The organism is Novosphingobium sp. ZW T3_23 (assembly GCF_044987305.1).
Taxonomy (GTDB): domain Bacteria; phylum Pseudomonadota; class Alphaproteobacteria; order Sphingomonadales; family Sphingomonadaceae; genus Novosphingobium.
This window is the reverse complement of the sequence record NZ_JBJDRF010000010.1, coordinates 83,363-109,537: the sequence shown is the minus strand read 5'-3', so window position 1 is coordinate 109,537 and position 26,175 is coordinate 83,363. Positions and strand designations below refer to the sequence as shown.

Here is a 26,175-nt window from a genome sequence, read left to right as displayed (position 1 = left end):
CCGCCGCTGGGGCTCTGCACCGACAACGCGGCGATGATCGCCTGGGCGGGCGTGGAGCGCTTCGCCATGGGCCAGTCCGACCCGCTCGACGTGGCGGCGCGTCCGCGATGGCCGCTCGACCCCGAGGCCGAGACCGTGCGCGGCGCGGGGGTGAAGGCATGACCGCGCAGGTTGGCGTGATCGGCGCCGGGGCCTGGGGCACCGCGCTGGCGCAGTCGCTCGCGGGCGACGGCAGCGACGTCCTGCTCTGGGCGCGCGAACCGGAACTCGTGGATCGGATCAACGCCGAGCGGCGCAACGTGGCCTATCTGCCCAGCGCCGAACTGGCGGAGACGGTGCGGGCCACCAGCGCGCTTGCCGAACTTGCGAAATTGCCCGCGCTGCTGGCCGTCGTGCCCGCGCAGTTCCTGGGCGGCGTGCTGGCGCAACTGCCCGCGCTCGGCTTCGCTGGCGATCTGGTGCTCTGCGCCAAGGGTATTGAGGCGGGCAGCGGCCGGCTCATGGCAGAGGTAGCCGCCGAAGCGGTGCCCGGCGCGGAGATCGCCGTGCTTTCCGGGCCTACGTTCGCGCACGAAGTGGCGGCCGGATTGCCCACGGCAGTGACGCTGGCCTGTTCGGGCGGCGAAGCGCAGTGGCGGCGTCTTTCGCCGGTCATCGCGCGGCCTTCGCTGCGTCCTTATTATTCCGACGACGTCGTCGGCGCCGAGATCGGCGGCGCGGTGAAGAACGTGCTCGCCATTGCCTGCGGTGTCGTCGACGGGTTGAAGCTCGGCCAGAACGCTCGCGCCGCGCTGATCGCGCGCGGCTATGCCGAGATGCTGCGCTTCGGCCTTGCCCGCGGCGCCCGCGCGGAAACGCTTTCCGGCCTTTGCGGCCTTGGAGACCTTGTGCTCACCTGTTCCTCTACTTCCAGTCGCAACTTCTCGCTCGGCCTTGCGCTGGGGCAGGGGCTGACCGCCGCCGAGGCGCTTTCCGGCAAGAATTCCGTAGCAGAAGGCGCCGCCACCGCGCCGGTCCTGGCAGAGATCGCCCGCCGCGACGGCATAGAGATGCCCATTGCCGAGGCCGTCTGCCGCCTTCTCGAAGGCAAGGCTCCGGCTGCCGAAGTGGTCTCCCAGATTCTTGCCCGCCCGCTGCGTGCCGAGCAGGAGCCGCTTTCTTGACGGACGGCCTCGCAAGCGGCTCCGAATTGAAGCAGGCCGCCAAGGAACACGACGATATCGCGGCGCTCGCCAAGGGCGGCCGCACGAACCTCTTCGGATTTTTCCTGCGGCTGGCCGCGCGCATCCCCTTCCTGTTCATCGCCGGCCGCGCTTCGGTCTACGGCCCGGCTGCGCTGGGGCGCTTCGCCTCGGCGCTGGTGGTGATCGAACTGACCTCGATGATCTGCACCATGGGCGAGAAGCGCGGGTTGGCGCAGCGCCTGTCGGACACCGAGGGGCAGGTTCGTCCGGCCAACGTGATCGCCGACGGTACGATCATTGCCCTCACCGCGTCCTGCACGGCGGCGCTGTTCTTCTGGTTCGTGCCCACGCCGATGTTCCCCGGCGGACATTTCACCCAGCTCGACCGGTTGATGGTGATCGCCATTCCGCCGCTGACGATGACCGAGATCTGGCTGGCGGCACTGGCCTATCGCCTGCGGGTGACGCCGACCGTGTGGTCGCGCGCGATCGTCGAGCCGTGGACGATCTCCATCCTGGCGGGCGCGATGATCTGGATCGCGCCCGAGAGCGGCCTTTCTATCGCCTACATCGGATCGGTCCTGGCAGCGGCGATCACGGCTTTCATCCCGTTCTTCCGCGAGTACGGCTTGCCGCAGGGCTGGCGGCCACGGCTGGGCGACATGCGCAGGCTGGCCATCCGGTCGACTCCCATCGCGCTGGCGGACACGATCGAATGGGCCACCCGCCGCGTCGATATCTTCCTGCTCGGTTTTCTGGCGCCGTCCTCTGCCGTGGGCGTCTATTATGCGGCGCAGCAGGTCGCCAGCCTGCCGCAGAAGCTCAAGACCAGTTTCGAGCCGGTGCTGGGCCCGGTCATCACCCGCAACCTGAAGCAGAAGGACTACGGCGCGATCGCCCGGCAGGTATGCCAGGTCGGCTTCTGGATCACCGCGGCCCAGGCGGGCATCGCCCTGGCCCTGGGCATCCCCGGGGAAGGCGTGATGGGCCTGGTCGGCCGCGAGTTCGTGGGCGGAACCGGAGCGCTGGTCTTCCTGCTGGCCGCCGAAGTGGTGGCGGCCACTGCCGTCGTCAGCGAGGCGGCGCTGGTCTACGTGGCGCGGATGCGCAACCTGATCGTGTCGGTGGCGACCATCGCGCTCCAGGCGGTGCTGACGCTGGGCGGTATCCTGGTCATGCAGGAACTGGGCTACAACTCGCTGTTCCAGGCCGCCACGGCGGCAGCGGCGCTGATGCTGGCGCTCGGCTTCGCCTCGCTGGTGAAGTCGAAGATGCTGGCTGCGTTCCTGAAAGAACCGATCAACAACTGGCGCTGGGCGCTGGTATGGGCGGCGGCGCCGGCCGTGGTGCTGGGCTATCTGGCCACGCAGTTCCTGCCGGAATGGGCCGAGCTGGCCTTCGGCATTCCGGCGATACTCGGATCGTACTTCCTGGTGATCTGGAAAAAGGCGTTCGGGCCCGAAGATCGCAAGCTGTTCCAGAAGACCAAGGCGGCGTGACCGCGCCGCCGGGTTTTTCTTCGGTTTTTCGTGCGATTTCGATGCTGCCGGCATTTCCGCAGTCGAGTTTACACCCTAGGCTGGTGCCATGAACCCCCGTCGCGCTTCCATCGTCGCCGCCGGTGCCGCCTTGTGCCTGGCGCTTTCCTTCGTGGCCACCGACGTCCGCGGGCCGATCTTCATCGGCCAGCTAGAGCATGAGGCGGAGCTGGTGCGAGACCAGGCGGGCGGCCGAAGTGTCGATCTGGCTTTTCGCGACCGTTATGGCTGGCTCACCCGGCATCCGGTGCTCTCGGGCGGCCAGGCGCTCGATTCCGATACCCGCAAGCGCGTGGCTGCCGCCGTGGCCGGGGTGCCGGGCATCGGTGGCATAACATGGTCTAGCGAGGGTGAAGCAGGCGCCATGAAACTGCGCTGCCAGGACGACGTCGAGGCAATCCTTGCCAGCCGGACCATCCGTTTCACCGAGGCCAGCGCCCGGATCGATCCGGTAAGCGAGCGGCTGCTGGATGAAGTCGCCCGGGCCTTGCGCCCCTGCGTGGGCAGCATCATCGCGGTGACGGGACATACCGACGCCACCGGCAATCCCGAAGCGAACAAGGCGCTGTCGCTGGCGCGTGCCGAATCCGTGCGCTGGGCCCTGATCGGGCGCGGCATCCCCGCCGATGGCCTGCGCGCCGCGGGGCTGGGATCGAAGACGCCGATCGAAGGGCTCGATCCGCTCGATCCGGCCAATCGTCGCATCGAATTCTCGGTGATCGCCTCTGCGCCTATCAAGCCGACGCCGATCGATACGCCGGGCCCCGAATGACAGGGGACAAGGTGATCGGGTGCAAATTACGATGAAAGGAGCCGCCGATGCCGCTATGGCTTGAGATGGCCGTCTCGGTGCTGCTGACCTACATGGCGGGTTTCGGCATCGGCTGGCTGGTGTGGAACCGGAAGGGATAAGTTGTGGTGGAAATGATTTCGGCCAACTGGCTGATATTCGTCGTCGCGTTGCTGGTGGGCATCGCGATAGCCTATTGGCTGTTCGCGCGTGCCTCCAGGCCCGCACCCCGCCAGCATCGTCCCGACGTGCTGGACGAGGGCGCCGCGCCCGCGCAGCGCAACCAGGCGCTGTTGGACGATGCTCCGCCGGCGGCGCAGTTCACCGCGCCGGTCCACATCGATCCCCCGGCCATGGCGGGCACGATGGCCGGGATCGGCGAAGTGATCGCGGTGGCTGCACAGGAGGAAGTCGACGCGGTCAAGCCGCCGCCGCAGACGATCGCGGCGGAGCCCGAAGCCGGGGAAACTGCGGCGGAAGGTGATGACTTGCGCAAGATCAAGGGCCTGGGCCCGAAGATGCTGACGCTGCTTCAGTCGCTGGGCATTACCCGGTTCGAGCAGATCGCTGCCTGGACGGAGGCCGATCTGGATGAACTGGACGGCAAGCTGGGCGCCTTTGCAGGCCGGCCGCGCCGTGACAGCTGGGTGGAGCAGGCCCGCCTGCTCGCCAGCGGCGATACCGGCGCTTATGAGGGCAAGTTCGGAAAGCTCTGAGAGCCGGTCCGATCGAGATGCGAAAAGGGGCGGGAAGTGCGAACTTCCCGCCCCTTTTTCATTTACGGCTGGGCCGTGGGCCGATCAGGCGGCGGCCTTGGTGCCGAAGCGGCCGTGATTGCGGAACGGCGTCATCCAGCGATCCAGGAACAGTTCCAGCGGGCGCGGGGCAATGCCGAGTTCCACGAGGCCCGGATAGGCGCCGCCGGCGACGTTTCCGGCCTTGAGCAGCTTGATCTGGTCCGCGCTGATCGGGGTTCCAGGCAGTGCGGCGATGAGGCCGGCAACGCCATCCGGCAGTTCCGCGAAAGTGCGCTTGCGGCAGGCCGCTTCGGCGATGCGCTTGTTGAGATCGATCATCGAGATCACCTCCGGCCCGGCCAGTTCGAAGGTCTTGCCGCCATGGATGTCCGGCGCGCCGAGGGTTTCGGCGATGGCCAAGGCCACGTCGTCCACGAAGACCGGCTGGAGCCGGGCCTGCGGCGCGAAGACCGGCAGGACCGGCAGGCGCGAGACGAGGTTGCCGAACATCATCACGAAGTTGTCGTCCGGCCCGAACATGACCGAAGGGCGCAGGATCGTGGCGGCCGGGAAGGCAGCGAGCACTGCCTTTTCGCCTTCCGCCTTGGTGCGGGCATAGGCGACGCTCGACGAAGCGTCGGCGCCGATCGCGGAGATGTGGACGAATGCCGTGGCACCTGCCGTCTTGGCGGCGGCGGCGATGCGGCCCGCGCCTTCACCCTGCACGGCGTCGAGGTTGCCGGTGAAGGCGCCGACGAGGTTCACGACCGCATCCGATCCGGCGAGCACGGCTGCCAGCGATTCGGGCTTGGTCACGTCCACGCCTGCGAACTGCACTTGCCCCAGATTGCCGAGCGGCTTGAGCGCGTAGGACTTCTTGGGATTGCGGCTGGCGATGCGCAGGCGGGCGCCGCGCGCGAGCAGTTCCTGCGCAACGTGCTTGCCAACGAAGCCGCTGCCGCCCAGCAGCGTGACGATTTTGCCGTAGAGAGGGTCGGTGGCTTGGCTCATGTTCAGAACGGTCCTTCAGCGTGGCGCAGGCGCGGCCGAAGGAGAAAAGAGCCGCCTGCGCCGGTTTCGCGCATGATAAGCGCCCTTGGCACAAGCCCGGTTCCCGAGCAACCGGGCGCAGGCTCTCAAGCCGGTTTTCGCCTTTTTTCGCGTGATTTGAAAAAAGTTCGAGAACGAGCGTTGACAAGAATCGGGGAGCCCCTTAGAGGCGCCCTCCTACCCGGCGAGGACGGCACCAACGGCCCCCTCGCTTCCGTGCCCAGATGGCGGAATTGGTAGACGCACCAGCTTCAGGTGCTGGCGCTCGCAAGGGCGTGGAGGTTCGAGTCCTCTTCTGGGCACCATTCTCAACTCGGTTGAGAATACGTAAGGGGTCGCCGAAAGGTGGCCCCTTAGTCGTTTCTGCGCTCCGGACATTTCGGTCCTCATGTGCCTCGTCGGCCTGCCGCCTCATCCGCTGCGCTACGCCTTTCGGTGTAGTTCCCGAGGGGCCACTCATTCCTATGAAGTCCTGATAATCCCGCGACTTGGACCTTTCGGGTGATGGTGCTCGGCGGAGGGCGAAGCTACTCTGCGCGCGAAACCGGCAGCCCCTGCCGCGGCGGAATGCAGCTTCGAAAGGTCGCAGCCTTGATGGCACCGGCAAAGCAGTCGATTATCGCCGCCATGCCCATTATCGGCATCTAAGGTCCGGCCATGACGAAAACCGACGAGATCGGCCGGAAGGCCACGCGGGGCATGGCCTCGACCGGACTGGCGCAGATCGTCAAGGTCTTCACCACCATGGCGACGACCATTGTGGTGGCCCGCATCCTCTCGCCCTCGGACTACGGCGTGGCCGCCATGGTCGCGCCGTTGATGGGCCTGATCATGACCTTCCAGAACCTCGGGTTCACGCAGGCCGTGGTACAGGCGCGAGAGCTGGGTTCCGAGCAATCGAACGCACTGTTCTGGCTGAGCGTGGCCATCTCGATCGTCGCGGCGCTGGTGATGGTGGCGCTGGCGCCGCTGGCAGGGAGCTTCTACGGAGACGCACGGGCCGGATATGTGACGGCCGCGACCGGCCTGACCATTCTCGTCACCGGCTTCAAGCTTCAGCACCAGGCCCTGCTCAACCGCGAGATGCGGTTCCATGCGCTCAGTGTGAACGATATCGTCGTGGCCATCGCCACGTTCGTATTGACGGCGCTCGCGGCGCTGATCCTGAAGAACTACTGGGCGATCTGGCTGGGCACGCTGCTCAACGCAGTGGTCAGCACGGCGATGATGTGGCGGGCCTACCCCTGGCGGCCGCGTCTGGGCGCTTCGTTCGCGGGGGTGCGCAAGCTGGTGGTCTTCGGGGCGAACCTGACCGGGTTCAACCTCGTCAACTTCTTCGCCCGCAATCTGGACAACGTGATCATCGCCAAGGCCGAAGGCGCCGATGCGGTGGGCCTCTACGATCGCAGCTACAAGCTGATGCTGTTCCCGCTGCAGAACATCAACCAGCCGCTCAGCCGGGTGATGCTGCCGGTGCTGAGCCGGGTGCGCGACGAACCCGCGCGCTACCGCCGGGTCTACGAGATGGCCTTGCGGGCTCTGGCGCTTGTCTCGATGCCCGGCATCCTGGCGGCGGCGATCTGCAGCGAGCAGCTCGTGCCCTTCCTGCTGGGCGAGCGCTGGGCGGGGGCGAGCCCGATCTTCTTCTGGCTGAGCCTCACCGCGATCGTGCAATGCGTGCCGAACACCACCGGCTGGCTCTACATCACCAGCGGCAACACGCGGAACATGATGTATTGGGGCATGTTCTCCAGCACGGTCAGCATCGTCAGTTTCGTCATCGGCGTACGCTGGGGCGCGGTGGGCGTGGCCTGCGCCTATTTCATCGGCCAGCTCGTCACCCTGCCGCTGCTGTACCACTATGCGACCAGGGGCACGCCGGTTTCCCAGCGCTTCATGTACCTGGTTCAGCTACCTTCGCTGGTGGGCGGCCTGTTCGCCTGGGGCGTGGTCGAATTGGTCCGCGAGACGGCGGCCGGCCGGGCGTTGCCGACGATCTGGCTGTTGATGCTTGCGGTGACCGCCAGCTACATCGGGGCGGTGGCGGCGCAGGCCTGCACCTCGGGAGGGCGGCAGGCCATGCTGGAGATGCTGCGCCTTGCCGCAAACCTCTTGCCCGATCGCTTCCGGCGCGGAAAACTCCAGCCGCGTTGACCGTAAGCAGCCTGTTCCTTCGTGGATCGTTGGTCTAAGCGACGAGTCTCAGAAGGACAGGTTCATGGCCGAAAATCACCCCGTCGACGGCAATCCCGAAGGCATTAACGACTACAAGGGGCCCGCCGGGGGCTGGGGTGCGCTGGGCGCGGTGGCGCGCACCGTGCGCGAGCAGATGAAGGCCAGTCCGGACACCCGCGCGCTGCTCCAGATGAACCAGCCCGACGGATTCGACTGCCCCGGTTGCGCCTGGCCCGACCCCAAGCATACCTCTTCCTTCGAGTTCTGCGAGAACGGCGCCAAGGCGGTGACCTGGGAAGCGACCGTCAAGCGCGTCGATCCCGAATTCTTCGCGCAGCACAGCGTCAGCGAGTTGTGGACCTGGAGCGACCACCGGCTGGAAGACGCCGGCCGCCTCACCGAGCCGCTGCGCTACGACCCCGACACCGACCACTTCGTGCCGATCAGCTGGGACGAGGCTTTCGCCCGCGCCGGCGCCGTTCTGCGCGACCTTGACGATCCGCACGCCTGCGAATTCTACTGCTCGGGCCGCGCTTCCAACGAGGCGGCGTTCCTCTATCAGCTTTTCGCACGCGAGTTCGGCACCAACAACTTCCCCGATTGCTCCAACATGTGCCACGAGGCGACGAGCGTCGGGCTGCCCAAGTCGATCGGCATCGGCAAGGGCACGGTGACGCTGGAAGACTTCGACCATGCCGATGCCATCTTCTGCATCGGCCACAATCCCGGCACCAACCACCCGCGCATGCTCTCCACGCTGGCCGCCGCTTCCAAGCGGGGCGTGCCGATCGTCGTCGCCAATCCCATGCGCGAGCGCGGGCTGGAGCGCTTCAAGTCGCCGCAGCACCCCACCGAGATGCTGTCCACCCACGCCACGCCGCTGGCTTCCGCCTATCATCAGGTGCGGATCGGCGGCGACATGGCGATGCTCAAGGGGATGATGAAGCTGGTGATCGCGGCCGACGCGCTGGATCATGCCTTCATCGCCGAGCATACCGAGGGGATCGAGGCGCTCAAGGCCGATCTCGACGCGACCTCGTGGGACTGGATCGAGACGGAGTCCGGCCTGACGCGCGATGCCATCGAGACGATGGCCAGGGTCTACATGAATGCCGATCGGGTGATCGTCTGCTACGGCATGGGCATCACCCAGCACCGCCACGGCACGCAGAACGTGCAGTCGATCGCCAATCTGCTGCTGCTGCGGGGCATGTTCGGCAAGCCCGGCGCCGGCATCTGCCCCTTGCGCGGCCACAGCAACGTCCAGGGCGACCGCACCGTGGGCATCACCGAGATCCCGGCCGAGGAGATGCTCGAACGGCTCGACGCCACCTACGGGATCACTTCGCCGCGTGAGCATGGGCACAATGCCGTCGAGGCGCTGGAGGCCATGCGCGACGGGCGATCGAAGGCGCTGATCAGCCTCGGCGGCAACCTCGCCGTCGCCATGCCCGATCCGGATGCCTGCTTCGCCGCCGTGCGCAGGCTGGACCTCTCGGTGAACATCCTGACCAAGTTCAACCGCACCTGCATGCTCACCGCCAGGGAGACGCTGGTGCTGCCCTGCCTGGGCCGGACCGAGCTGGACGAGCAGGCTACGGGCGCGCAGTTCGTCACCGTGGAAGACAGCATGTCCATGGTTCACGCCTCGCGCGGGAAGCTGAAGTCGCCGGGGCCGCTGGTGCGCTCGGAGCCGGCGATCGTCGCGGGGCTCGCCAAGGCGGCCATGCCGCGCTCCCTGGTCGATTGGGACGTGCTGGTGGCCGATTACGACCGTATTCGCGAAGGGATCGAGCAGGTCTATCCCGACTTCCACGACTTCAACGGCCGCGTCCGCGAGCCGGGCGGTTTCCGCCTTACCATCGCGCCCGATCACCGCGTCTGGAAGACGCCCAGCGGCAAGGCGCAGTTCATCGCCCACTCGGTGGAGGCGGAGCACGGCGCGCGGTCCATGCTGCTCACCACGATCCGCAGCCATGACCAGTACAACACCACGATCTACAGCCTGGACGATCGCTATCGCGGCGTGACCGGCCGCCGCGACGTGATCTTCGCGAACGAGGTCGATCTCGACATGCTGGGCCTGGCGCATGGCGATATCGTCGACGTGACCACCGCCGCCGGGCGCGCGCTGAAGGGCTACACGGTCGTCAAGCACGCCATCGCGCGCGGCTCGCTGGCGGCCTATTATCCCGAGGCGAATTGCCTGGTGCCGCTGGAGGACTTCGATCCGGTGAGCGGGACACCGGCCTACAAGTCGATACCGGTGGAGATTGTGCGGGCGGCGTAGGGTCCGGTCCTTCGCGGCCCACGCGGGCTTTCAGGCGTTAGTGCCTTAGTGCCTCCGCCACCTCAGACCCAAACGCCACGTCATCCTGAACTTGTTTCAGGATCCATTGGTGACCATCACCCGTCGCCCGATCGGCGAAATGGATCCTGAAACGAGTTCAGGATGACGTTAGCGGTTTGGTGGAATGGTGGCTGCTCTCAAAACGACCGTCGCAGCGAAACCCCTGCGGAGGTCGTGTTGCCCGCCAGCGCATCGAAACTGCGCGAGGCATAGAGGTCGAGATGGAGCCGGTCCGTCAGCTTCATGTTGGTGCTGACCCCCACTTCCCACCAGGCATCCGAATAATGCTGCGAGGGGAGCAGGCCCGAGCGGGGGACGTCGCTCAGATCCTCGAACTGTCCGCCCGTAACTTGCGAGACCGCATTGCTCGTCCAGTTCCGGGAGACCGAGAGCCCGGCGTAATTATCCGCGTTCCTGCCGAAGGCATGGTCGATGCGCAGGGTGCTGCCGAGCGTCCAGGTGGGCTCGCGGGTTTCCAGGTCGATCAGGCCGGTGAATTCGGGCGCCGGGCGCAGCAGCCGCCCTTCGGCATAGGAGCCGACGACGGTAGGCGTCACGAACCAGCGGGGCGATAGCGGCAGGATCCGGCCGAAGTCGCCCCCCAACGCGAAATAGCGGCTGCTCTTGGCGCCGGTGCTCTCGCGGCTGCCCCGGCCGGTGGTGATGCGGCCGTATTCCTGCCGGCCGTAGCTGGCCCAGCCGTCCACCACCCAGTTGTCGAAATTTCCGCCCGCGCCAAGGGTGCCGACGTAATAGTCCGAGGGCAGGGCGGTATAGGACTGGATCAGCGTGCCGTGATAGCGCATCAGCCCGCCGCGCACATAGCCTCTGCCCAGTTGCCGTGTGAGGGACAGCGACTGCCAGGAACCGTCGGGGCCGTCGTCGCGATTGCTCACTCCGGCGGATGCGGTGACCGTCCACGGCGCGGGTGCCGGTGGTTCGGGAGCGTCCTGTAGCACGGCATCGGCATTACCTGTGCTCTCTGCCGAGACGTCCTGCGCTTGTGCCGAGGGAGCAAGGAACAGAGCGACGACTCCCGCCGCGAGCAGGCGCGCCTGCGATGTGCGGGGCATCAGGCGACCTTTCGCAGGGTCGTGTCGAAGGCCGCGGGAACCGTCACGCGGGCCGCGAACCCGTCTCCGCCGTGCGCGAAGCTGACATCCCCGCCGTGCGCGCGCGCGATCGAGCGGCAGACCGCCAGGCCCAACCCGGTGCCTTTCTGGCCGGAGCGGCGGGCGTTGTCGGATCGGTAGAACGGTTCGAACGCCCGATCGAACTCCGCTTCGGGAATGCCGGGGCCGGCATCGACGATCTCGGCCACGGCCTCGCCGTCCAGCAGGCTGACGCGGACCTTGGCGCTCTCGCCGTACTTGATGGCATTCTCCAGCAGGTTGCCCAGCAGGCGGCGGATGCCGACCGGGTCCACTTCGACGGGGATGTGGAGGTTGTGTTCGATCGTCACCCGGCCGCCCACGAACTGCGCATCGGCCACGCTGCCGGCAATGAGATCGGCGAAGTCCACGCGCTCGCGCGGGCCCGGTGTCGAGGCGTCGCGGATGAACGCGATGACCTGGCTGATCATCGCTTCCATCTCGCTCACTTCCTTCAGCAGGCCGTCCCGCTGATCGTCGGGCACATCCTCGATGCGGAAGCGCAGGCGGGTGAGCGGCGTGCGCAAGTCGTGGCTGATCGCGCCGACCATGGCCGTGCGATCGTCCACGAAAGCGCGCAGCCGGTGGCGCATCTGGTTGAAGGCATTGGCGGCACGGCCGATCTCGGCGGGACCGGAGAGTGGCAGGATCGTCGCCGACGGGTCGCGGCCAAGCTGTTCGGCAGCTTGCGCGAAGTCCTTGAGCGGCACGACGATGCGGCGCGCGAACAGCCAGGCGAGCGGGCTGATGATCGCCAGTGAGAGAGCGAACCACAGCATGACGCGCTTCTGCCAGGCATTGGGGAAGGGCTCCGCACGGGGCGCGACCGCCAGCCATTGACCGTCCGGCTGGCGGGTGGCGGCGACGAAATCCCCCTCGATGAAGGGGGGCGAGGTCAGCGCGAAGAAGCTGCCGCCCGAATGGCGGAAGGGTATCGGCTGCGGCGCGCCGGGGATCGCGGGCTGCGGTGTCGATGGTGTGTCTGGGCGCGCCTCCACGTCAGGGTTTTCCGGAGCTTCCGACACGGCGGAGGGTGACGCGGCGGGTGGGGTCAGCATCACCGGCGGCGCCGCGACGGTGAGCGGCCGGGGGCGGCTGGGCCCGGCTGGGCTGGCGACCGGATCGGGCGTGGCGATCGGAAGGATCGTGCGGGGTATGTCGTTCATGCGGGGCATGACCGGCCCGGCCATGCCCGATCCCAAGGCACCGCCTCCGACCGGCCCGGTGATCCCGCCGGGCCCCGCGAAACCACCTGGGCGGAGGCCGAGGCCGGGCGACTGTCCGGGGCGGCCTTCCGGGTTGGCGATTTCGCCGCTTGGTCCACCGGGGCGTTGACCGGACGAGGGGGGACCAGACGCTGGCGCTTGGCCGGCGTTCGGCGCGCCGGGCACCTTTCCGCCCGGCACTTGGCCTCCTGGCGCTTGGCCACCCGGCGCGCGAACGGGGGGAGCGCGCATGCCCGAGGCGCCGCCGGGCATCGACGGCACGCGCGGCATCGAGCCGCCCGGCATTTGTCCTCCGGGCATCTGGCCGCCCGGAAAATGCCCGCCCGGCATCCCGCCGGGACCGGCCGCGCCACCCGGAGGCGGTCCACCCGGAATCGACTGTGCGTCCGCGGAACCGATCAGCAGCGAGGCCGCGCCGCCGTGCGCCTTGGGGACGCCTTCGACCTTCGCCAGAGGAGAGCGGCCATTGCTCGGCACGGCCACGCCGCCCACCGGCAACTGGGTGTAGAACGCCAGGACCACGTCCTTGCGCGGGCGGCCGAGGCGTTGCGCCAGGGCGTCGCGGGAGGATTCGGACACGAGCCAGCCTTGCCCGCTGACGTCCGGCGGGCCCAGCATCGGCTTGCGTTCGAGCCGGTCGGGGACTTCGCCGGAGGTCAGGGCGCTGGCCACCTCGTCGATATTCCAGCGCGCGGTGGGGCTGGGAGGGAGGATCACGGTAAGCCCCAGCGTCACCAGCTGCGCACCGATGAGGGCGCAGACGAGGATGACGATCATCTGCATCGCCAACGGCAGGCCGAGACGGTTGGCGAAACGGGGAAGGATCGGGCGGGCCGGAATCCGGAGGGGTGGGCTCATGATCGCGCCAATGCCACGAATCGGCGAAGGGTTCGAGCGAATCGGAGATTTTGCGAAGCAGGTTCGGAAGAGAGGGACACCGCTCTTCCGAACCCGCTCCGCGCCCCGGCCGAACAGTCCGCGACTGTGCGACGAGGGCGGTCACCCAGGTACCTTTCCGGGGCGGGCCTTCCTGGCCTTGCCGGAAAGAGAATTCCGTGCGCGCCCGCCGGCGCATCATGTCGTGCGCGGCCGGGGCGGCGATGTGCCGGGTAGCACCGGTTTGTGTCACTATCGGGAAGGCGTTCCGGCCTTCGATCGCCGACTGATATAAGTCCGGGACCGTCGCAGGACAGGGCGGGTGCGACTACGTGACCTGCCGCGGCGACGGACCCGGCACCGTCCGGCGCCTTGGCGGTGGCTAACCGGACGGCGGTTCCGGCCGTTCCGGAAGAATGCAGTGGAGAATCGAGAACAACGGGGGAGGTCGCTCGATCTGCGCTGCGGTCCCTCCAGGACGGAACCTGACGAACTGGAATGTTCATGTCGCTGGATTTTGGCCCGCGAGTTTGCCTGCGGATTTCACGCAGGTTGCAATAGGGCTGCGATCTTGTCGCAAGCTGTATTGCCCCTATTGCAAACTGAGCGAAATCCGGGTGGCACATGGGGTTCCTATCGGTGCACAATGATCCTAGAACGCGCACCGATGGACCTCGAAACCCGCATCCTCATCGTCGATGACGATGAAGGCATCCGCTCGCTGATCAGCGAGTTCCTGGGCAAGCACGGCTATGCCACCGAGACGGCAGCCGATCCTTCCGCCATGCGTGAACATCTTGCGCGCGGGCATTTCGACCTGATCGTGCTGGACGTGATGATGCCGCGCGAGGACGGTCTTACCGCCTTGCGGGCGCTGGGCCCCGATGCGCCGCCGGTGATCATGCTTTCGGCGGTAGGCAGCGACGTCGATCGCATCGTCGGCCTGGAGATGGGGGCGGACGACTATCTGGCCAAGCCCTGCAACCCCCGCGAACTGCTTGCCCGCATCCGCACCGTGCTGCGCCGCCGCGCCGGTGCGGGGCCGGTGGAGCGGGTCGTCTCGCCGCAATCCGTGGCCGAGCAGCGCCCGGTGAACGACGTTCATTCCGGCGAGTGCCTTCATTTCGCCGGCTGGCGCATGGACGTGGGCCTGCGCCTGCTGTTCGATCCGGCCAATCGCCTGATCTCGCTTTCGGATGGCGAATTCCGCCTGCTCAGGGCCTTCGCCGAGCATCCGCGCCGCGTGCTCACGCGCGACCAGTTGCTCGACTGGTCACGCGGAGAGGACAGCGATCACTACGATCGCGCCATCGATGTCCAGCTTTCCCGCCTGCGCCGCAAACTTTCGGAAGGCCAGGGCGGCGGTGACATCATCCGCACCGTGCGCAATGAGGGGTACCTTTTCGTCCCCTCGGTCTCGGGCGATATTTCGCCTGGATGACAAGGTGCTCCCCTGCCGGACGGGCGACGCAAACGTTCCGTCAAAGGGATGAAATCCGCCTGAAATTGGGCCGAAATTCCAACGCAAACGCCGCGCCCCACTCGTCGTCGTGAACTGATCCGCGACGACGGCCTCCCAACCCGTCGCGCGAAACGCGACATGCGGGGAGACTGCAATGGAAGACCATGACCACGATCGCGGCCTGGCCCACGATCTGAAGACCTTGAACGAAAACCTGATCGGCCGCCGCCGCGCGCTTGCCATCCTGGCGAGTGCGGGGGGCTTCACCGCCGTCGCGGCCTGCGGAGGCGATGACGGATCTTTGTCCAGCGGCTCCAGCGGCTCCACCAGCACATCGAGCACGACTTCGAGCAGTTCCAGCTCTACCGGCACGTCCTCCACGAGCACGTCCACGACCTCGGGCGGCACGTCCGGCAGCACCTGCATCGCCGATCCTGCCGAGACCAACGGCCCCTATCCGGCCGACGGCACCAACAGCGCCAGCGGTGCGACCTCCAACGTGCTGACCGTCAGCGGCGTGGTCCGTTCGGACATCCGCTCCAGCTTCATCAATTCCACGACCACGGCGGACGGCGTGCTGCTGGAACTCACCTTGCAGCTGGTGGACGTGAACAAGGGCTGCGCCGCGATCGAGGGAGCGGCGATCTACATCTGGCAATGCGACGCGGCGGGCCGCTACTCGCTCTATTCCAGCGGCGTCACCACCGAGAGCTATCTGCGCGGCGTGCAGGTGACCGACGCCGAGGGCAAGGTGACGTTCACGACGATCTACCCCGCCTGCTATTCCGGACGCTGGCCGCATATCCATTTCGAGATCTTCACCGGCGGCCTGACGTCCGCGAGCACGGGCCGCTCGGCCAGCCTGATCTCGCAGCTGGCGCTGCCTGCGGCGACCAATGCCGCCGTCTTCACCGGCGACACTCGCTACACCGCCAGCATCGCCAACTACAACGCGATCTCGCTCTCGTCGGACAATGTCTTCGGCGACAACACCTCGGCGCAGATCGCACAGATGACCCCCACGCTGAGCGGCAGCCTGACCGCCGGATACACCGGCACCGCGCTGATCGGCATCGCCGTCTGACCCCTGCGTCGGCGGCGATCTTCGCCGCCCGCCGCACCCCAGCCTTTCGCTTCGGGGCCTATCGCTTCCGGGCCTTTCGCTCATGACGAGACCAAAGACATGACCTCGCTGCACACATCTTCCAGCATCGGCGCCCTCGTGCTCGCGCTTGCCGCCGCGCCTTCGCTTGCGGCCACCACCGTTTCCACTTCCACCACCAAGGCCCTCGTCACGTCCAGCGCAGGCGATGTCACCGTGACCGAGGACGGCACGATCACCCTGCCAAGCGGCAGCGCGATCACCGTGGACGGCAACAATGCGGTCGATCTCGAAGGCGCGATCGTCCTCGACGATGCCGACGGCGCCAGTGGCATCACCGTGGATGCCGGCACCACCGCCACCATCACCCTGGGCGAGGATGCCACGCTTACCGTAACCGAGGACTTCGTGCCGGCGGACACCGATTCGAACGGTATTGCCGACGGTGCGATCGCCTCCGCAAGCAATCGTTACGGCATCCACGTCCTGTCCGGCGCGACCAGCAGCGGATCGATCCTCAACGAGGGCACGATCAAGGTGGAAGGCCTGAATTCCGGCGGCATCGTCGTCGATTCGGACTATGTCGGCAGCGTGACCAATACCGGCACGATCAACGTGATCGGCGATAACTCGGTTGGCATCTCCACCAGGAGCGTGGACGGCGACGTGACGGTGGAAGGCACCGTCTACGCCACGGGCGCTGGCGCCCAGGCACTGGTGGTGGACGGCGACGTCAGCGGCGCCGTGACGATCCAGGGCACTGTCTCGCAGCGCGCCTCCTATACGAACGACGACAGCGCCACCACCGTGCTTTCACGCGCGGCCCTGCGTTCGGGCGCTGCGGCGGTGGAGATCACCGGCAACGTGGCGGGCGGCATCTATGTGGCGGCGCCTCCGGTCGACAACGACAGCTCCAACGACGACGAGGACGGCGACGGTGTCGACGATGACGATGAAGGCACCGGCGCCGTCATCGCCTATGGCAACGGCCCGGCGATCCAGGTCGGCGGCACCGGCGACATCACCGTGGGCGGGGTGTCGAGCAATTCGGGCACTTACTCCATTGCCATCGACGGCTCGGTCAGCGCCAATGCCTATTACAGCAACACCGATGCCTATGGCCTGGTGATCGGCGGGCAAGGGGGCAACGTCAACCTGACCGACGGTATCGGGGTGACCGGCACTCTAAACGCCACGACTTACGATTCGGCCGCGACCGCGTTGCTGATCAATGCGGGCAGCACGGCGACCAGCCTTTACAACAGCGGCTCGATCACCGCGTCGATCACCTCTCAGGGTGAAGGCTCCTCCACCGCAATCCGCGACCTTTCCGGCACGCTGACCACGATCGAGAACACCGGCTACATCGCGGCGAGCGGATCGAGCACCGACACCCGCACCGCGATAGACCTGTCCGCCAACACCACCGGCGTCACCATCAACCAGTACCTCAACGCCGCCGATATCGAGACCAGCGCCGACTATCTGGACGACAACGACACGGACACCGATCCCACCATCTACACCGCGATCACCGGCAATATCCTGCTGGGATCGGGCGATGACACCATCGCTGCCTCATCGGGCACGATCACCGGGAACACCACGTTCGGCGATGGTGACGACAGACTGAGCCTGTCCGGCAACGCGGTCTACACGGGCGACGTCTATTTCGGCGCCGGAACGGGAACCGCCACCATGGCGGGAACCTCCAGCTTCGTCGGCACCATGGATTTCGATGGAAACATCGGGACGCTGACCCTGGCGGACAGTGCCGTCTACTCAGGCGATTTCGACAATGCCGACAATCTGACCCTTACGGTCGGCAGCGGCGCCAAGCTGACCGCCAGCGATTCGGACACTATCGCCTTCGGTAGCCTGATCGTGAAATCGGGGGGCTCGCTGGGGGTCTATGTCGATACGGCGGAAGGGACAAGTTCGCTCTACACCGTAGCCAATGCCACGCTTGAGGACGGCGCCAAGGTCACGGCTACCGTCACCGACCTGGGGGACGCGGAAGGCACTTACACGGTGCTCACCGCCAGCAGCCTGGACGTGCAGGGCACCCTGGACGGGACCGACACCGACCTGCCGTTCATCTACAACGGCGATGTCACCACCGACGCGAACAGCATCTACCTGACCATCGCGCGCAAGACGACGGACGAACTGGGCCTCACCCGCAGCGAGGCTTCGGCCTGGGATGCGATCTATTCCACGGCCCAGAACGACGACAGCCTGACCTCCAGCCTGCTTCAGGTCGAGGATTCGGCGACGCTCCAGAGCCAGGTGGCAGGACTGCTGCCTGACCATTCGGGCGGCGTCTTCGATGCCGTGACGCACGGCGACCGCATGGCCTCGCGCCACCTTTCGGACGAGACCTCGCTCTTCACGATCTCCGACATCGGCGGCTGGTTCGAGCCTGTCTACTGGCGCACGGCCAAGGATGCGGGTTCGACGGCGGGCTACAAGGCCAGCGGCTGGGGCCTCTCCGCCGGTGTCGAGCGGCGGACGAACCTGGGTTACTTCGGCGTGTCCTACGCCTGGCTTCACGGCACAGTGACCAACAACAGCGGCAGCGGCGATCTGGGTGTGGGCCAGCACGACCTCGGCCTGTTCTGGCGCACCGGCAAGGGGCCGTTCATGGCCTGGGCGCGCATCGGCGCCTCGAAGATATCGGTCGATTCCACCCGCACGTTCACCGGCACTATCGACGATACCGATTTCACCTATTCGGCCGACGGCAAATGGAATGGCTGGCTCATCTCCGGCCTGGCGGGTGCCTCGTACCGCTTCCAGATGTCGCGCCGCTTCAACCTCAAGCCCAAGGTCGAACTCGAACAGTTCTGGCTGAAAGAAAACGGCTACAGCGAAACCGCCGACAGCGACGCGATGGCGCTGACGGTGGCCGACCGCACCAGCAAGATGACCACGGTGACGCCCACGCTGACGGCATCCTATTCGCTGGGCGCGATCTCGCCCGATTGGCGGCCGCTGACCTTCCAGCTCGAAGCCGGCCGCCGCGAGGTGCTGTCCGGCAAGCTCGGCAGCACCACCGCCTGGTTCAACGGCGGCGAGACTTACGACGCGGGAAGCGCCTTCACCATTACGCCCGAGAGCCTGAAGGGGGCATGGGTCAGCGAAGTCTCGATGCTGGCGGGCGGCTATGATTTCACCTGGAAGCTCTCCGCCCGCGCCGAACGGACCCAGGACGCCACCGACTTGTCAGCCCGCGCTTCGCTGAGCGTGGCGTTCTGACAAGGAGGTAACCCACGTCGTCCCGGACTTGATCCGGGACCGCTGGCAATTCTTGAGGCGGGAGCTATCGACAGCGCCTTGCCGAGAGGTGGGTTGGACACGGCCAGCGGTCCTGGATCAAGTCCGGGACGACGTATTTTCCGACGCGCTTCTCTCGTGTTGCCGCGCTCCTAAACCCCGCGCAGTTCCGTCAACCGGCGCTCCCAGGCGAGCGCATGTTCCACGATCTTCCCGAGATCGGCGTACTTCGGCTGCCAGGGCAGCGTCGCCTTGATCCGGCGATTGTCCGAGATCAGCGCGTCGGGATCGCCGGCGCGGCGGCCCTGCAGGCGGCGGTCGATCGTGCGATTGGTGACGCGGTCCACGGCGTCCAGCACTTCCAGCACCGAGAAGCCCTGGCCGTAGCCGCAGTTCATCGTCAGCGATTCCGTGGGTGCGGCGATCAGCTGTTCGAGCGCCAGGACGTGGGCATCGGCAAGGTCGGAGACATGGATGTAGTCGCGCACGCCGGTGCCGTCCGGCGTTTCGAAATCGGTGCCGAACACGCCGACATGCTCGCGCTTGCCCAGCGCCGCTTCCACCGCCACCTTGATGAGATGCGTGGCGCCCGCCGTAGACTGGCCGGTGCGGGCCTTGGGGTCGGCCCCGGCGACGTTGAAGTAGCGCAGCGCGCAGTAGTTGAAGGCATGGGCGCGCGATACGTCGCCCAGCATGATCTCGGTCATCAGCTTGGACATGCCGTAGGGATTGATCGGCTGCTTGGGGCTGTCCTCTGTAACCGGCGAAACTTTCGGAATGCCGTAGGTGGCGGCGGTGGAACTGAAGATGAAGTGCGGCACGCCCGCCTTGACCGCCGCGTCGATCAGGGCGCGGCTCTTGGCGGTGTTGTTGTGGTAGTACTTCAGCGGGTTCTCTACCGATTCCGGCACGATGATCGAGCCGGCGAAATGCATCACCGCCCGGGTGCCCTGTTCGCGGAAGATCCGCGCGAGCAGCGCGGCGTCCTCTATATCGCCTTCGTAGAGCGGCACGCCTTCGGGGATGGCGAAGCCGAAGCCGGTGGTGAGGTTGTCGATCACGGCGACCGGCCAGCCGGCATCCTTCAGGGCAAGAACGGCATGGCTGCCGATATAACCGGCCCCGCCGGTGACGAGCACGGGAATCTTGTCAGTCATGTTCCTGCCCTGCTGGACGATCGATCCGCCGGGCGGCCGAACGTTACGCTTATTCCTACCCTTTGACGGGCCGATCAAAGGGATAGGCGGCACGCTGCGCTGCGTCAAACCCAACTCGCTCCATTGCTGCGCCATCCTTTCGAGGGCGCTAACCAATTCGAGAGGCGTTAAGCTAAGAATTACTGCCTTTTAACTGAAATATCGCTGGGCAGCTCAGTTGAATGCCACATGAACGACCTTAAAGCGCCATGCTAACCATTGCATCGCCCGATCGGATTCGCCGCCATTTTGACCGGTTCATTCCGGCCAAGGGCAGTTCGACTTCGCACTTGCGGAAGAGATTTGCGACGTGCCGTTTTAGGATTGGGTTTCGCCGTTTTCGTGCCCCGCCCAGCCACTTGCACCCTCATGCGCAGCTGATTACCCGAATAGGCGATTGACAATGGCCTTATGGAGACGACCGTAAGTGCACTGCACAAGAAAATTTTCCGGGTTCGCTGTTCTCCTTTACGGCACCATCCTGACCGGCTGTACCTCTACCATGACGTCCAATCCGGATGTTCCGGTAGGGCAGGCCGCCTATCAGACCATTCCCGCCACCGTTCCGGCGCCCACCGTCTATGCGATCTCTCCAAAGGACGTCCTTCAGGTTCGCGTGCTGGGGGAACCGGACCTCTCGGTAGAGAAGTCGCGCGTGGACGAAGCCGGCTTCATCCAGCTTCCCCTCGCCGGCCAGATCAAGGCGGCGGGCCGCAGTGCCCCCGAAGTGACGAGCGAGGTCGCGGCCGTGCTGGGGCGCAAGTATCTGAAAAACCCCCAAGTCTCCATCTCGGTGGACGAGGCGGCGCCGCGCTTCGTTTCGGTCGAAGGCGAAGTGAAGGTGCCGGGCGTCTACGAGATGACCAGCAACACCACGCTGCTGGGCGCGCTGGCGCGGGCTCAAAGCCCGCTCATCACCGCCAAGCTGGACCAGGTGGTGATCTTCAGGACCATCAACGGCCAGCGCATGGCCGCGCGGTTTGATCTGAAGGACATTCGCGGCGGCGTCAGCCCCGATCCCATCGTCATGGATGGCGATGTCGTCGTGGTCGGGTTCTCGCAGATCAAGGGTCTTTGGCAGGATTTCCTGAGGACTGCCCCGATCTTCAATGCCTTCGCCGTCTTCGCGCGCTGACGGAGTGATCCGGCGGTCCAAGAGTGCCGATACCCGTCCGTTGAAAGGATAACCGATGTTGAATCCGGCAAGTGGCGGAACTGATCCTATGAAATATAGAATCGCCTTTTTGTCTCCGGTGCCCTTTTTTAAAGGAGGGGCGGAGCGATCGCTGTTCGATCTGATGGCCAATCCGCATATCGATCCCCTGCTGGTCGTGCCCGCGCAAGGCCCCGTGTCGGAGCAGGCGGCCAGTCGGGGAATCCCGGTGGAAGTCGTGGACTTCGGACAAGTGGCGGCGATCCGGCGGCCGGTGCGGCCGTCGAGCGTCAGCGCGGCGATGAGCGACTGGTTTGGCGCCGCGCGCAGGCTCAAGGATGTGACCCGGCGTCATGGCGCGCAGATCGTGCACAGCAACGGCCTGAAGGCGCACTGCATCGCCGGGCTTGCCCGCAAGCTGGGCGGCGAAGCCTGCGTATTCCACGTCAGGGACATCGCCGTGCGCGGTTCCGAGCGGCTGATCTGGAAGGGCCTCGCCCGCACGTCCGATCACACCGTGCTGGTCAGCCGCGCCTGCTGGCCGGGCGAGATGCTGCCGGGCAACGTTTCCGTGGTGTTCAACGGCGTCAAGCCGGACACCATGCCCGCGTCGCTCGACACGGCGATCCAGGCCCGCCGCACGGGCGGATCGCTGGTCGTCGGCATCTGCGGGCGCATCCATCCCTTCAAGGGTCATCACGTCGCGCTCGACTGGCTGGGCGCCGCGCATCGGCGCGGCCTTCGCATCACGCTGCTGGTGCGGGGCGAGGCCGAGGAAGAGGATCGTCCCTACCTCGAAAGCCTGAAGCGCCAGGCCGAAGCGCTGGGCCTCAGGGACTTCGTGCACTTCGAAGGCCGCTTCGAAGGGCTGGCCGCGATCTACAACGGGCTCGACGCGGTGCTTGTGCCGTCCGAGACGCCTGACCCGCTGCCGCGCTCGGTGATGGAGGCGATGTCGATGGGGTTGCCGGTGGTCGGCTATCCGGCGGGCGGCATCGTCGAGATGATCGATCATCGTGAAAACGGCTGGCTGGCGGGCGATGCCCAGGCTTTCTGCACGGCCATGGAGGAAATCTCCAGCCTTGGCCCGATGCTGGTGGAACTCCAGAAGAGCGCCGCGCGCACCGTGGCAGAGCGCTTCGGCATGGAGCGCATGCACCGGCAGGTGAACGACGTCTATTCGGCGGTGCTCGGCAGGTGATCGACTGGCGGCAGCATGGGAGTGGGCAGGGCGGGACTGTCCTGGGCACGGCGCGCCGCCGGGCGCGGCGGGCGCGTCTGCGCAATGCCGTGCTGGCGGGCGTGCTTTTGCTCACCCCCGGCGCTTTACTGGCCGCTGCCCTGCTGCTCCAGCCCGCCGCCGTCCGTTCCGAGCGCCATGTAGCCGCGCCGGTAGGCGACGTGGTGGGCATTGCCGGAAACAACCTCAAGCCCGCCGATCTTGACCGCATCGCCGCACTGGGCCTGCGCTATGTGCGCAGCGATTTCAGCTGGGCCGGGACCGAGCGCAAACCCGGCACTTACGACTTCGGCACTTATCTGGAATTCGCGCGGGAAGTTCATGCGCGCGGGATGCGGCCGCTGTTCATTCTCGACTACGGCAATCCGGTCCACACGCCGTTCACCAGGATCCAGTGGCGGGGCAAGGACGAGCGGCGCACTTCGCCGCCGGTCGCCCCGGACCAGATCAAGGCCTATAGCGACTGGGCTGCCGCCGCGGCCAAGGCTTTCGCCGCTTACGATCCGGTCTGGGAGGTCTGGAACGAGCCGGATCATCCTCGTTTCTGGCCGCCGAAGCCGGACGCCGCCGCCTATGGCCGCATGGCGCTTTCCGCCTGCCAGGCCATCCGCAGCGCCGACAGCGGTGCCGAGGTCTACGGCCCTGCCGCCGCCAAATGGGTGGACGGGGCGTTCCTTTCGGCGCTGGCGAGTTCGAAGGCCATGACCTGCTTCAGCCGGATCAGCGTCCACCCCTATCAGATGACCGGAGACGCCACCCGCGATGCCGGTCTCTGGGAAGGCCTGCGCCGCCGGATAGCGGCGGGCGGTCAGGTCTCGGCGCCTCGGATCGCCAATTCCGAATGGGGCCGCCCGGTCGTCGGCCGGGTCGATGGTGAAGCGCAGGCGCGTTATCTCGTCCGCACGCTGGTTTCCGCGCTGGCGGCCGATGTGGCGCCGAACGTCTGGTATTCCTGGAAGGACGCGGGCAGCGATCCCGACTACGACCAGCACCATTTCGGCCTGCTGCTGCCCGACGGCATGCCCAAGCCAGCCTACCATGCCTTGCGCACCCTGCTGAAGGAACTCGGCGCGATGCGCTATGCCTGCCCGGTCCGGCGGGCCGGGGTGGAGGGGGCGTTCTTTTCCGGGGACAGCGGGGTGGAGGCACTGGTCTGGGCCAAGACCGGCGCGGCCCTGCTGGAACCTGCGAAGCTGGCGCCATCCGGCTGGAAGGTCGCAGGGCTTCTCGACATGACCGGCAAGCCTCTTCCCGATGGCGAGCAGCGGCTGGGCAATGCCCCCGTCTACATGCGCCTGCGCCCCGCCTCCAGCGGCGCGCGCGCGGCGCTGAACTGCCCGCAGAACCCCTGAGCACGAACGAAACGAGCACGAGCGAAACGAGCATGAGCGAAATGAGCATCACCGGCCGCAACGGAGACAGCACGTCCATGACGCCGCGACGAATTCTCTTCATCATCCGCTCCTACCGGCCCGACCAGGTGGGCGGCGGCGCCAAGTCCGTGCAGACCCTGGCCGAGGGCCTGGTCGAGCGCGGGCATGACGTCCACATCCTGCGCCTGGCCCCGCGCGGAGAGGAAGCCGCGACCTTGCGTGCTGGCATGGAAGCCGGGGTGACCGGGCCGGGCAAGCCGACGCTGCACGTCCTGCCGATCCGCAACATCTACTGGCCTTACGACAAGCGCCGCCGCTCTCCGGCGATGAAGGCGGTGTGGCACACGCTGGACCTGTGGAACTTCCGCGCCGCGCGCGACGTGCGGCAGATGCTGGACATCATCCGCCCCGACGTGGTCAACACCAGCATCATCGACGGCTTCTCCACCGCGATCCTGCGCGAAGCCAAGCGCAGCGGTGCTCGGCTGATCCACACCATGCGCGACTACTACCTCATCTGCAGCCGCTCCGGCATGTACCGCGCGGGCGAGAACTGCACCTCGCTTTGCTCGGGTTGCAAGGTGGTGGCCGGCGTCAACCGCCGCCAGACGCGCAATGTCGACATGTTCCTGTCCAACAGCGCCTTCGTGGCCGAGACCCATCGCCGCCATGGTGCGTTCGGGGACGACAAGCCCTGTGCGGTGCAATGGAACGTCAACGATCGGCCGCTCGTGCCGGAACCGAGGGCGCTGGCGGACGGCGCGCCGATGGTGTTCGGCTATATCGGCCGCCTCGCGCCTACCAAGGGCGTGGAGAAGCTGATCGAGGCGGTCCGTCAACTGCCGCAGGGCGGTCGTCCCTGGACGCTGGTGATCGCGGGCGACGGCGAACCCAGCTATGTCGAGGGGCTCAAGGCGCAGGCGGCGGGCGATCCGCGCGTGAAGTTCCTGGGCTGGCAGGCGGCGGAAGACTTCTACGGCGCGGTGGACGTGGTGATCTGCCCCTCGGTCTACAACGAGCCGCTGCCCCGCGTGATCTACGAGGCCTATGGCTTCGCCCTGCCGGTCGTCGCCTCGCGCGTCGGCGGCAACCCCGAAGTCGTGACCCCCGGCGAGACCGGCGAGCTTTACGAAGGCGAGGACGCGGCGGAACTGGCCGAGAAGATCCAGCACTTCCGCACCCTCCCGGCGGACGCTTACGCCCATTACAGCGCGGGCGCGCTGGACATGGGCGCGGTGTTCACCTCCGGCGCGGTGATTGACCGCTACGAGAGCCATCTGGAGAAGCTGTTCGATGCGGCCTGAGCGCGAGATGGCGGTGACCTTCGGGGAGGTGCCGCCGGTTTCCTTCGTGGCGGCGAGCCTGCCGGTCGGGCGATTCAGTCCGAGCAGCGGCATTCTGCGCGCCTGGCAGCGCATGAGCGGCCTATGGGCCTCGGGGCCAGCGGGGCGTCTGCTCGCGCGGGCGATCCGGGGGCATATCCGGCGCGCCTACGGCTGCTACATCGCGCCGACCACGAAAGTGGGCGAGGCGGTCTACCTGCCGCACCCCGTGGGCGTGGTGATCGGCGACAATGCCGTGATCGCGGACGGCGTGACGATTTACCAGAACGTGACCATCGGCCAGGACGGCACAGCCGGGCGCTGCCCGCGCATCGGCGCCGGGGCGACGATCTTCGCGGGCGCGACGGTGATCGGCGATATCGATATCGGCGCGGGCGCGGTGATCGGCGCCAATGCCGTGGTGAAGTCTTCGGTTCCGGCCGGGCATATCGCCGTGGGCGTTCCCGCGCGCATTCTGCCGCCCTCGCGGAGAGCCGCGCCATGAGCGCCGCGCGCGCAATGGAAGGCGCGGGCCTGGTCTCGCTGTGGCAGCGCATGTGCCGCCTCCACCGGCGCGGCGGCGCGAGCCGGGCGCTGGCCAACGTGATCCGGCGCTACATCCACTGGCGCTACGCCTGCCACATCTCCCCGCTCTCGCGCCCGGCGGGCTGGATCAACCTGCCGCATCCGGTGGGCATCGTGATCGGCCACAATGTCGAGATCGGCGAAAACGCCACGATCTACCAGAACGTCACCTTGGGCCAGTCGGGCCGCGAGGAAGGCTATCCGGTGATCGGCGCGGATGCGGTGATTTATGCCGGGGCCGTGGTCGTCGGACCGCTGCGCATCGGCCAAGGAAGCCGGATCGGCGCCAATTCCGTGGTCCTGAGCGATGTGCCGGAAGGCGCTACATCGGTCGGCGCCCCGGCCCGGATCGTGACGCCGAAGCGCAAGGACCGTCTGGCCGGATGAAA

19 protein-coding genes, 1 tRNA gene and 1 pseudogene are annotated in these 26,175 nt (G+C 66.8%); 17 read left to right on the top strand and 4 right to left on the bottom strand.

The window, feature by feature from the left end; translation table 11 throughout:
• From ACI3K3_RS08380 to ACI3K3_RS08360, 5 genes and pseudogenes are all read left to right on the top strand, one after another.
• Nucleotides 1–162: pseudogene (locus tag ACI3K3_RS08380) on the top strand (tRNA (adenosine(37)-N6)-threonylcarbamoyltransferase complex transferase subunit TsaD); the annotation flags it as partial.
• On the top strand, nt 159–1,163 hold the full coding sequence (locus tag ACI3K3_RS08375) for an NAD(P)H-dependent glycerol-3-phosphate dehydrogenase (RefSeq protein ID WP_404913145.1): 1,005 nt from the start codon (nt 159–161) through the stop codon (nt 1,161–1,163). The pseudogene ACI3K3_RS08380 and the gene ACI3K3_RS08375, both read left to right, overlap by 4 nt.
• A complete protein-coding gene (locus tag ACI3K3_RS08370) occupies nt 1,160–2,683 on the top strand; it encodes a lipopolysaccharide biosynthesis protein (RefSeq protein WP_404913144.1) in 1,524 nt (507 codons plus the stop codon). Before ACI3K3_RS08375 ends, ACI3K3_RS08370 begins: the two co-directional genes overlap by 4 nt.
• 88 nt (nt 2,684–2,771) lie before the next feature.
• Nucleotides 2,772–3,494, top strand: coding sequence for an OmpA family protein (locus tag ACI3K3_RS08365; protein WP_404913143.1), 723 nt, complete (start codon nt 2,772–2,774; stop codon nt 3,492–3,494).
• 152 nt (nt 3,495–3,646) lie between these two features.
• Entirely contained in the window at nt 3,647–4,228 is a 582-nt protein-coding gene (locus ACI3K3_RS08360) for a hypothetical protein (protein ID WP_404913148.1), read from the top strand.
• A gap of 84 nt (nt 4,229–4,312) precedes the next feature.
• Here ACI3K3_RS08360 and ACI3K3_RS08355 read toward each other — a convergent pair whose 3' ends face one another.
• The gene (locus ACI3K3_RS08355) at nt 4,313–5,260 is read right to left on the bottom strand and encodes a complex I NDUFA9 subunit family protein (protein ID WP_404913142.1); all 948 of its coding nucleotides are present in this window, start codon (nt 5,258–5,260) and stop codon (nt 4,313–4,315) included.
• A gap of 257 nt (nt 5,261–5,517) precedes the next feature.
• Between ACI3K3_RS08355 and ACI3K3_RS08350 the strand changes: the two genes are divergently transcribed.
• The 3 genes from ACI3K3_RS08350 to ACI3K3_RS08340 all read left to right on the top strand — a co-directional run bounded on the left by ACI3K3_RS08350 (nt 5,518) and on the right by ACI3K3_RS08340 (nt 9,764).
• Nucleotides 5,518–5,604: transfer RNA gene (locus ACI3K3_RS08350), tRNA-Leu, on the top strand.
• Between the two features lie 352 nt (nt 5,605–5,956).
• Entirely contained in the window at nt 5,957–7,453 is a 1,497-nt protein-coding gene (locus ACI3K3_RS08345; RefSeq protein WP_404913141.1) for a lipopolysaccharide biosynthesis protein, read from the top strand.
• 64 nt (nt 7,454–7,517) lie between these two features.
• Nucleotides 7,518–9,764, top strand: coding sequence for an FdhF/YdeP family oxidoreductase (locus ACI3K3_RS08340; protein WP_404913140.1), 2,247 nt, complete (start codon nt 7,518–7,520; stop codon nt 9,762–9,764).
• Nucleotides 9,765–9,961: 197 nt separating this feature from the next.
• Here ACI3K3_RS08340 and ACI3K3_RS08335 read toward each other — a convergent pair whose 3' ends face one another.
• On the bottom strand, nt 9,962–10,897 hold the full coding sequence (locus ACI3K3_RS08335) for an autotransporter domain-containing protein (protein ID WP_404913139.1): 936 nt from the start codon (nt 10,895–10,897) through the stop codon (nt 9,962–9,964).
• On the bottom strand, nt 10,897–13,059 hold the full coding sequence (locus tag ACI3K3_RS08330) for an ATP-binding protein (protein WP_404913138.1): 2,163 nt from the start codon (nt 13,057–13,059) through the stop codon (nt 10,897–10,899). The genes ACI3K3_RS08335 and ACI3K3_RS08330 overlap by 1 nt, the downstream gene beginning before the upstream one ends.
• 664 nt (nt 13,060–13,723) lie before the next feature.
• Here ACI3K3_RS08330 and ACI3K3_RS08325 point away from each other — a divergent pair.
• The 3 genes from ACI3K3_RS08325 (at nt 13,724) to ACI3K3_RS08315 (ending at nt 18,899) form a co-directional block, all read left to right on the top strand.
• Nucleotides 13,724–14,518, top strand: coding sequence for a response regulator (locus tag ACI3K3_RS08325; RefSeq protein WP_404913137.1), 795 nt, complete (start codon nt 13,724–13,726; stop codon nt 14,516–14,518).
• Nucleotides 14,519–14,693: 175 nt separating this feature from the next.
• Entirely contained in the window at nt 14,694–15,623 is a 930-nt protein-coding gene (locus ACI3K3_RS08320; protein WP_404913136.1) for an intradiol ring-cleavage dioxygenase, read from the top strand.
• 99 nt (nt 15,624–15,722) lie between these two features.
• On the top strand, nt 15,723–18,899 hold the full coding sequence (locus tag ACI3K3_RS08315) for an autotransporter domain-containing protein (protein WP_404913135.1): 3,177 nt from the start codon (nt 15,723–15,725) through the stop codon (nt 18,897–18,899).
• A 170-nt stretch (nt 18,900–19,069) separates the two neighbouring features.
• Here ACI3K3_RS08315 and galE read toward each other — a convergent pair whose 3' ends face one another.
• Complete coding sequence (gene galE, locus ACI3K3_RS08310) at nt 19,070–20,074, bottom strand: UDP-glucose 4-epimerase GalE (protein ID WP_404913134.1); 1,005 nt, start codon at nt 20,072–20,074, stop codon at nt 19,070–19,072.
• Nucleotides 20,075–20,615: 541 nt separating this feature from the next.
• Here galE and ACI3K3_RS08305 point away from each other — a divergent pair.
• From ACI3K3_RS08305 to ACI3K3_RS08280, 6 genes are all read left to right on the top strand, one after another.
• Nucleotides 20,616–21,248 carry a polysaccharide biosynthesis/export family protein gene (locus tag ACI3K3_RS08305; protein WP_404913133.1) on the top strand — a complete coding sequence of 211 codons (633 nt, stop codon included), beginning with the start codon at nt 20,616–20,618 and terminating at the stop codon, nt 21,246–21,248.
• A gap of 163 nt (nt 21,249–21,411) precedes the next feature.
• Nucleotides 21,412–22,467 (top strand): glycosyltransferase family 4 protein, encoded by a 1,056-nt coding sequence (locus tag ACI3K3_RS08300; protein WP_404913132.1) that lies wholly within the window; start codon nt 21,412–21,414, stop codon nt 22,465–22,467.
• Nucleotides 22,464–23,858, top strand: coding sequence for a hypothetical protein (locus ACI3K3_RS08295; protein ID WP_404913131.1), 1,395 nt, complete (start codon nt 22,464–22,466; stop codon nt 23,856–23,858). The genes ACI3K3_RS08300 and ACI3K3_RS08295 overlap by 4 nt, the downstream gene beginning before the upstream one ends.
• Before the next feature lie 32 nt (nt 23,859–23,890).
• Nucleotides 23,891–25,183 (top strand): glycosyltransferase family 4 protein, encoded by a 1,293-nt coding sequence (locus ACI3K3_RS08290; protein WP_404913130.1) that lies wholly within the window; start codon nt 23,891–23,893, stop codon nt 25,181–25,183.
• Nucleotides 25,173–25,706, top strand: a complete 534-nt coding sequence (locus ACI3K3_RS08285) for a serine O-acetyltransferase (protein WP_404913129.1) — start codon at nt 25,173–25,175, stop codon at nt 25,704–25,706. Before ACI3K3_RS08290 ends, ACI3K3_RS08285 begins: the two co-directional genes overlap by 11 nt.
• Complete coding sequence (locus ACI3K3_RS08280) at nt 25,703–26,173, top strand: serine O-acetyltransferase (protein WP_404913128.1); 471 nt, start codon at nt 25,703–25,705, stop codon at nt 26,171–26,173. The genes ACI3K3_RS08285 and ACI3K3_RS08280 overlap by 4 nt, the downstream gene beginning before the upstream one ends.
• The last annotated feature ends 2 nt before the right edge of the window (nt 26,174–26,175 follow it).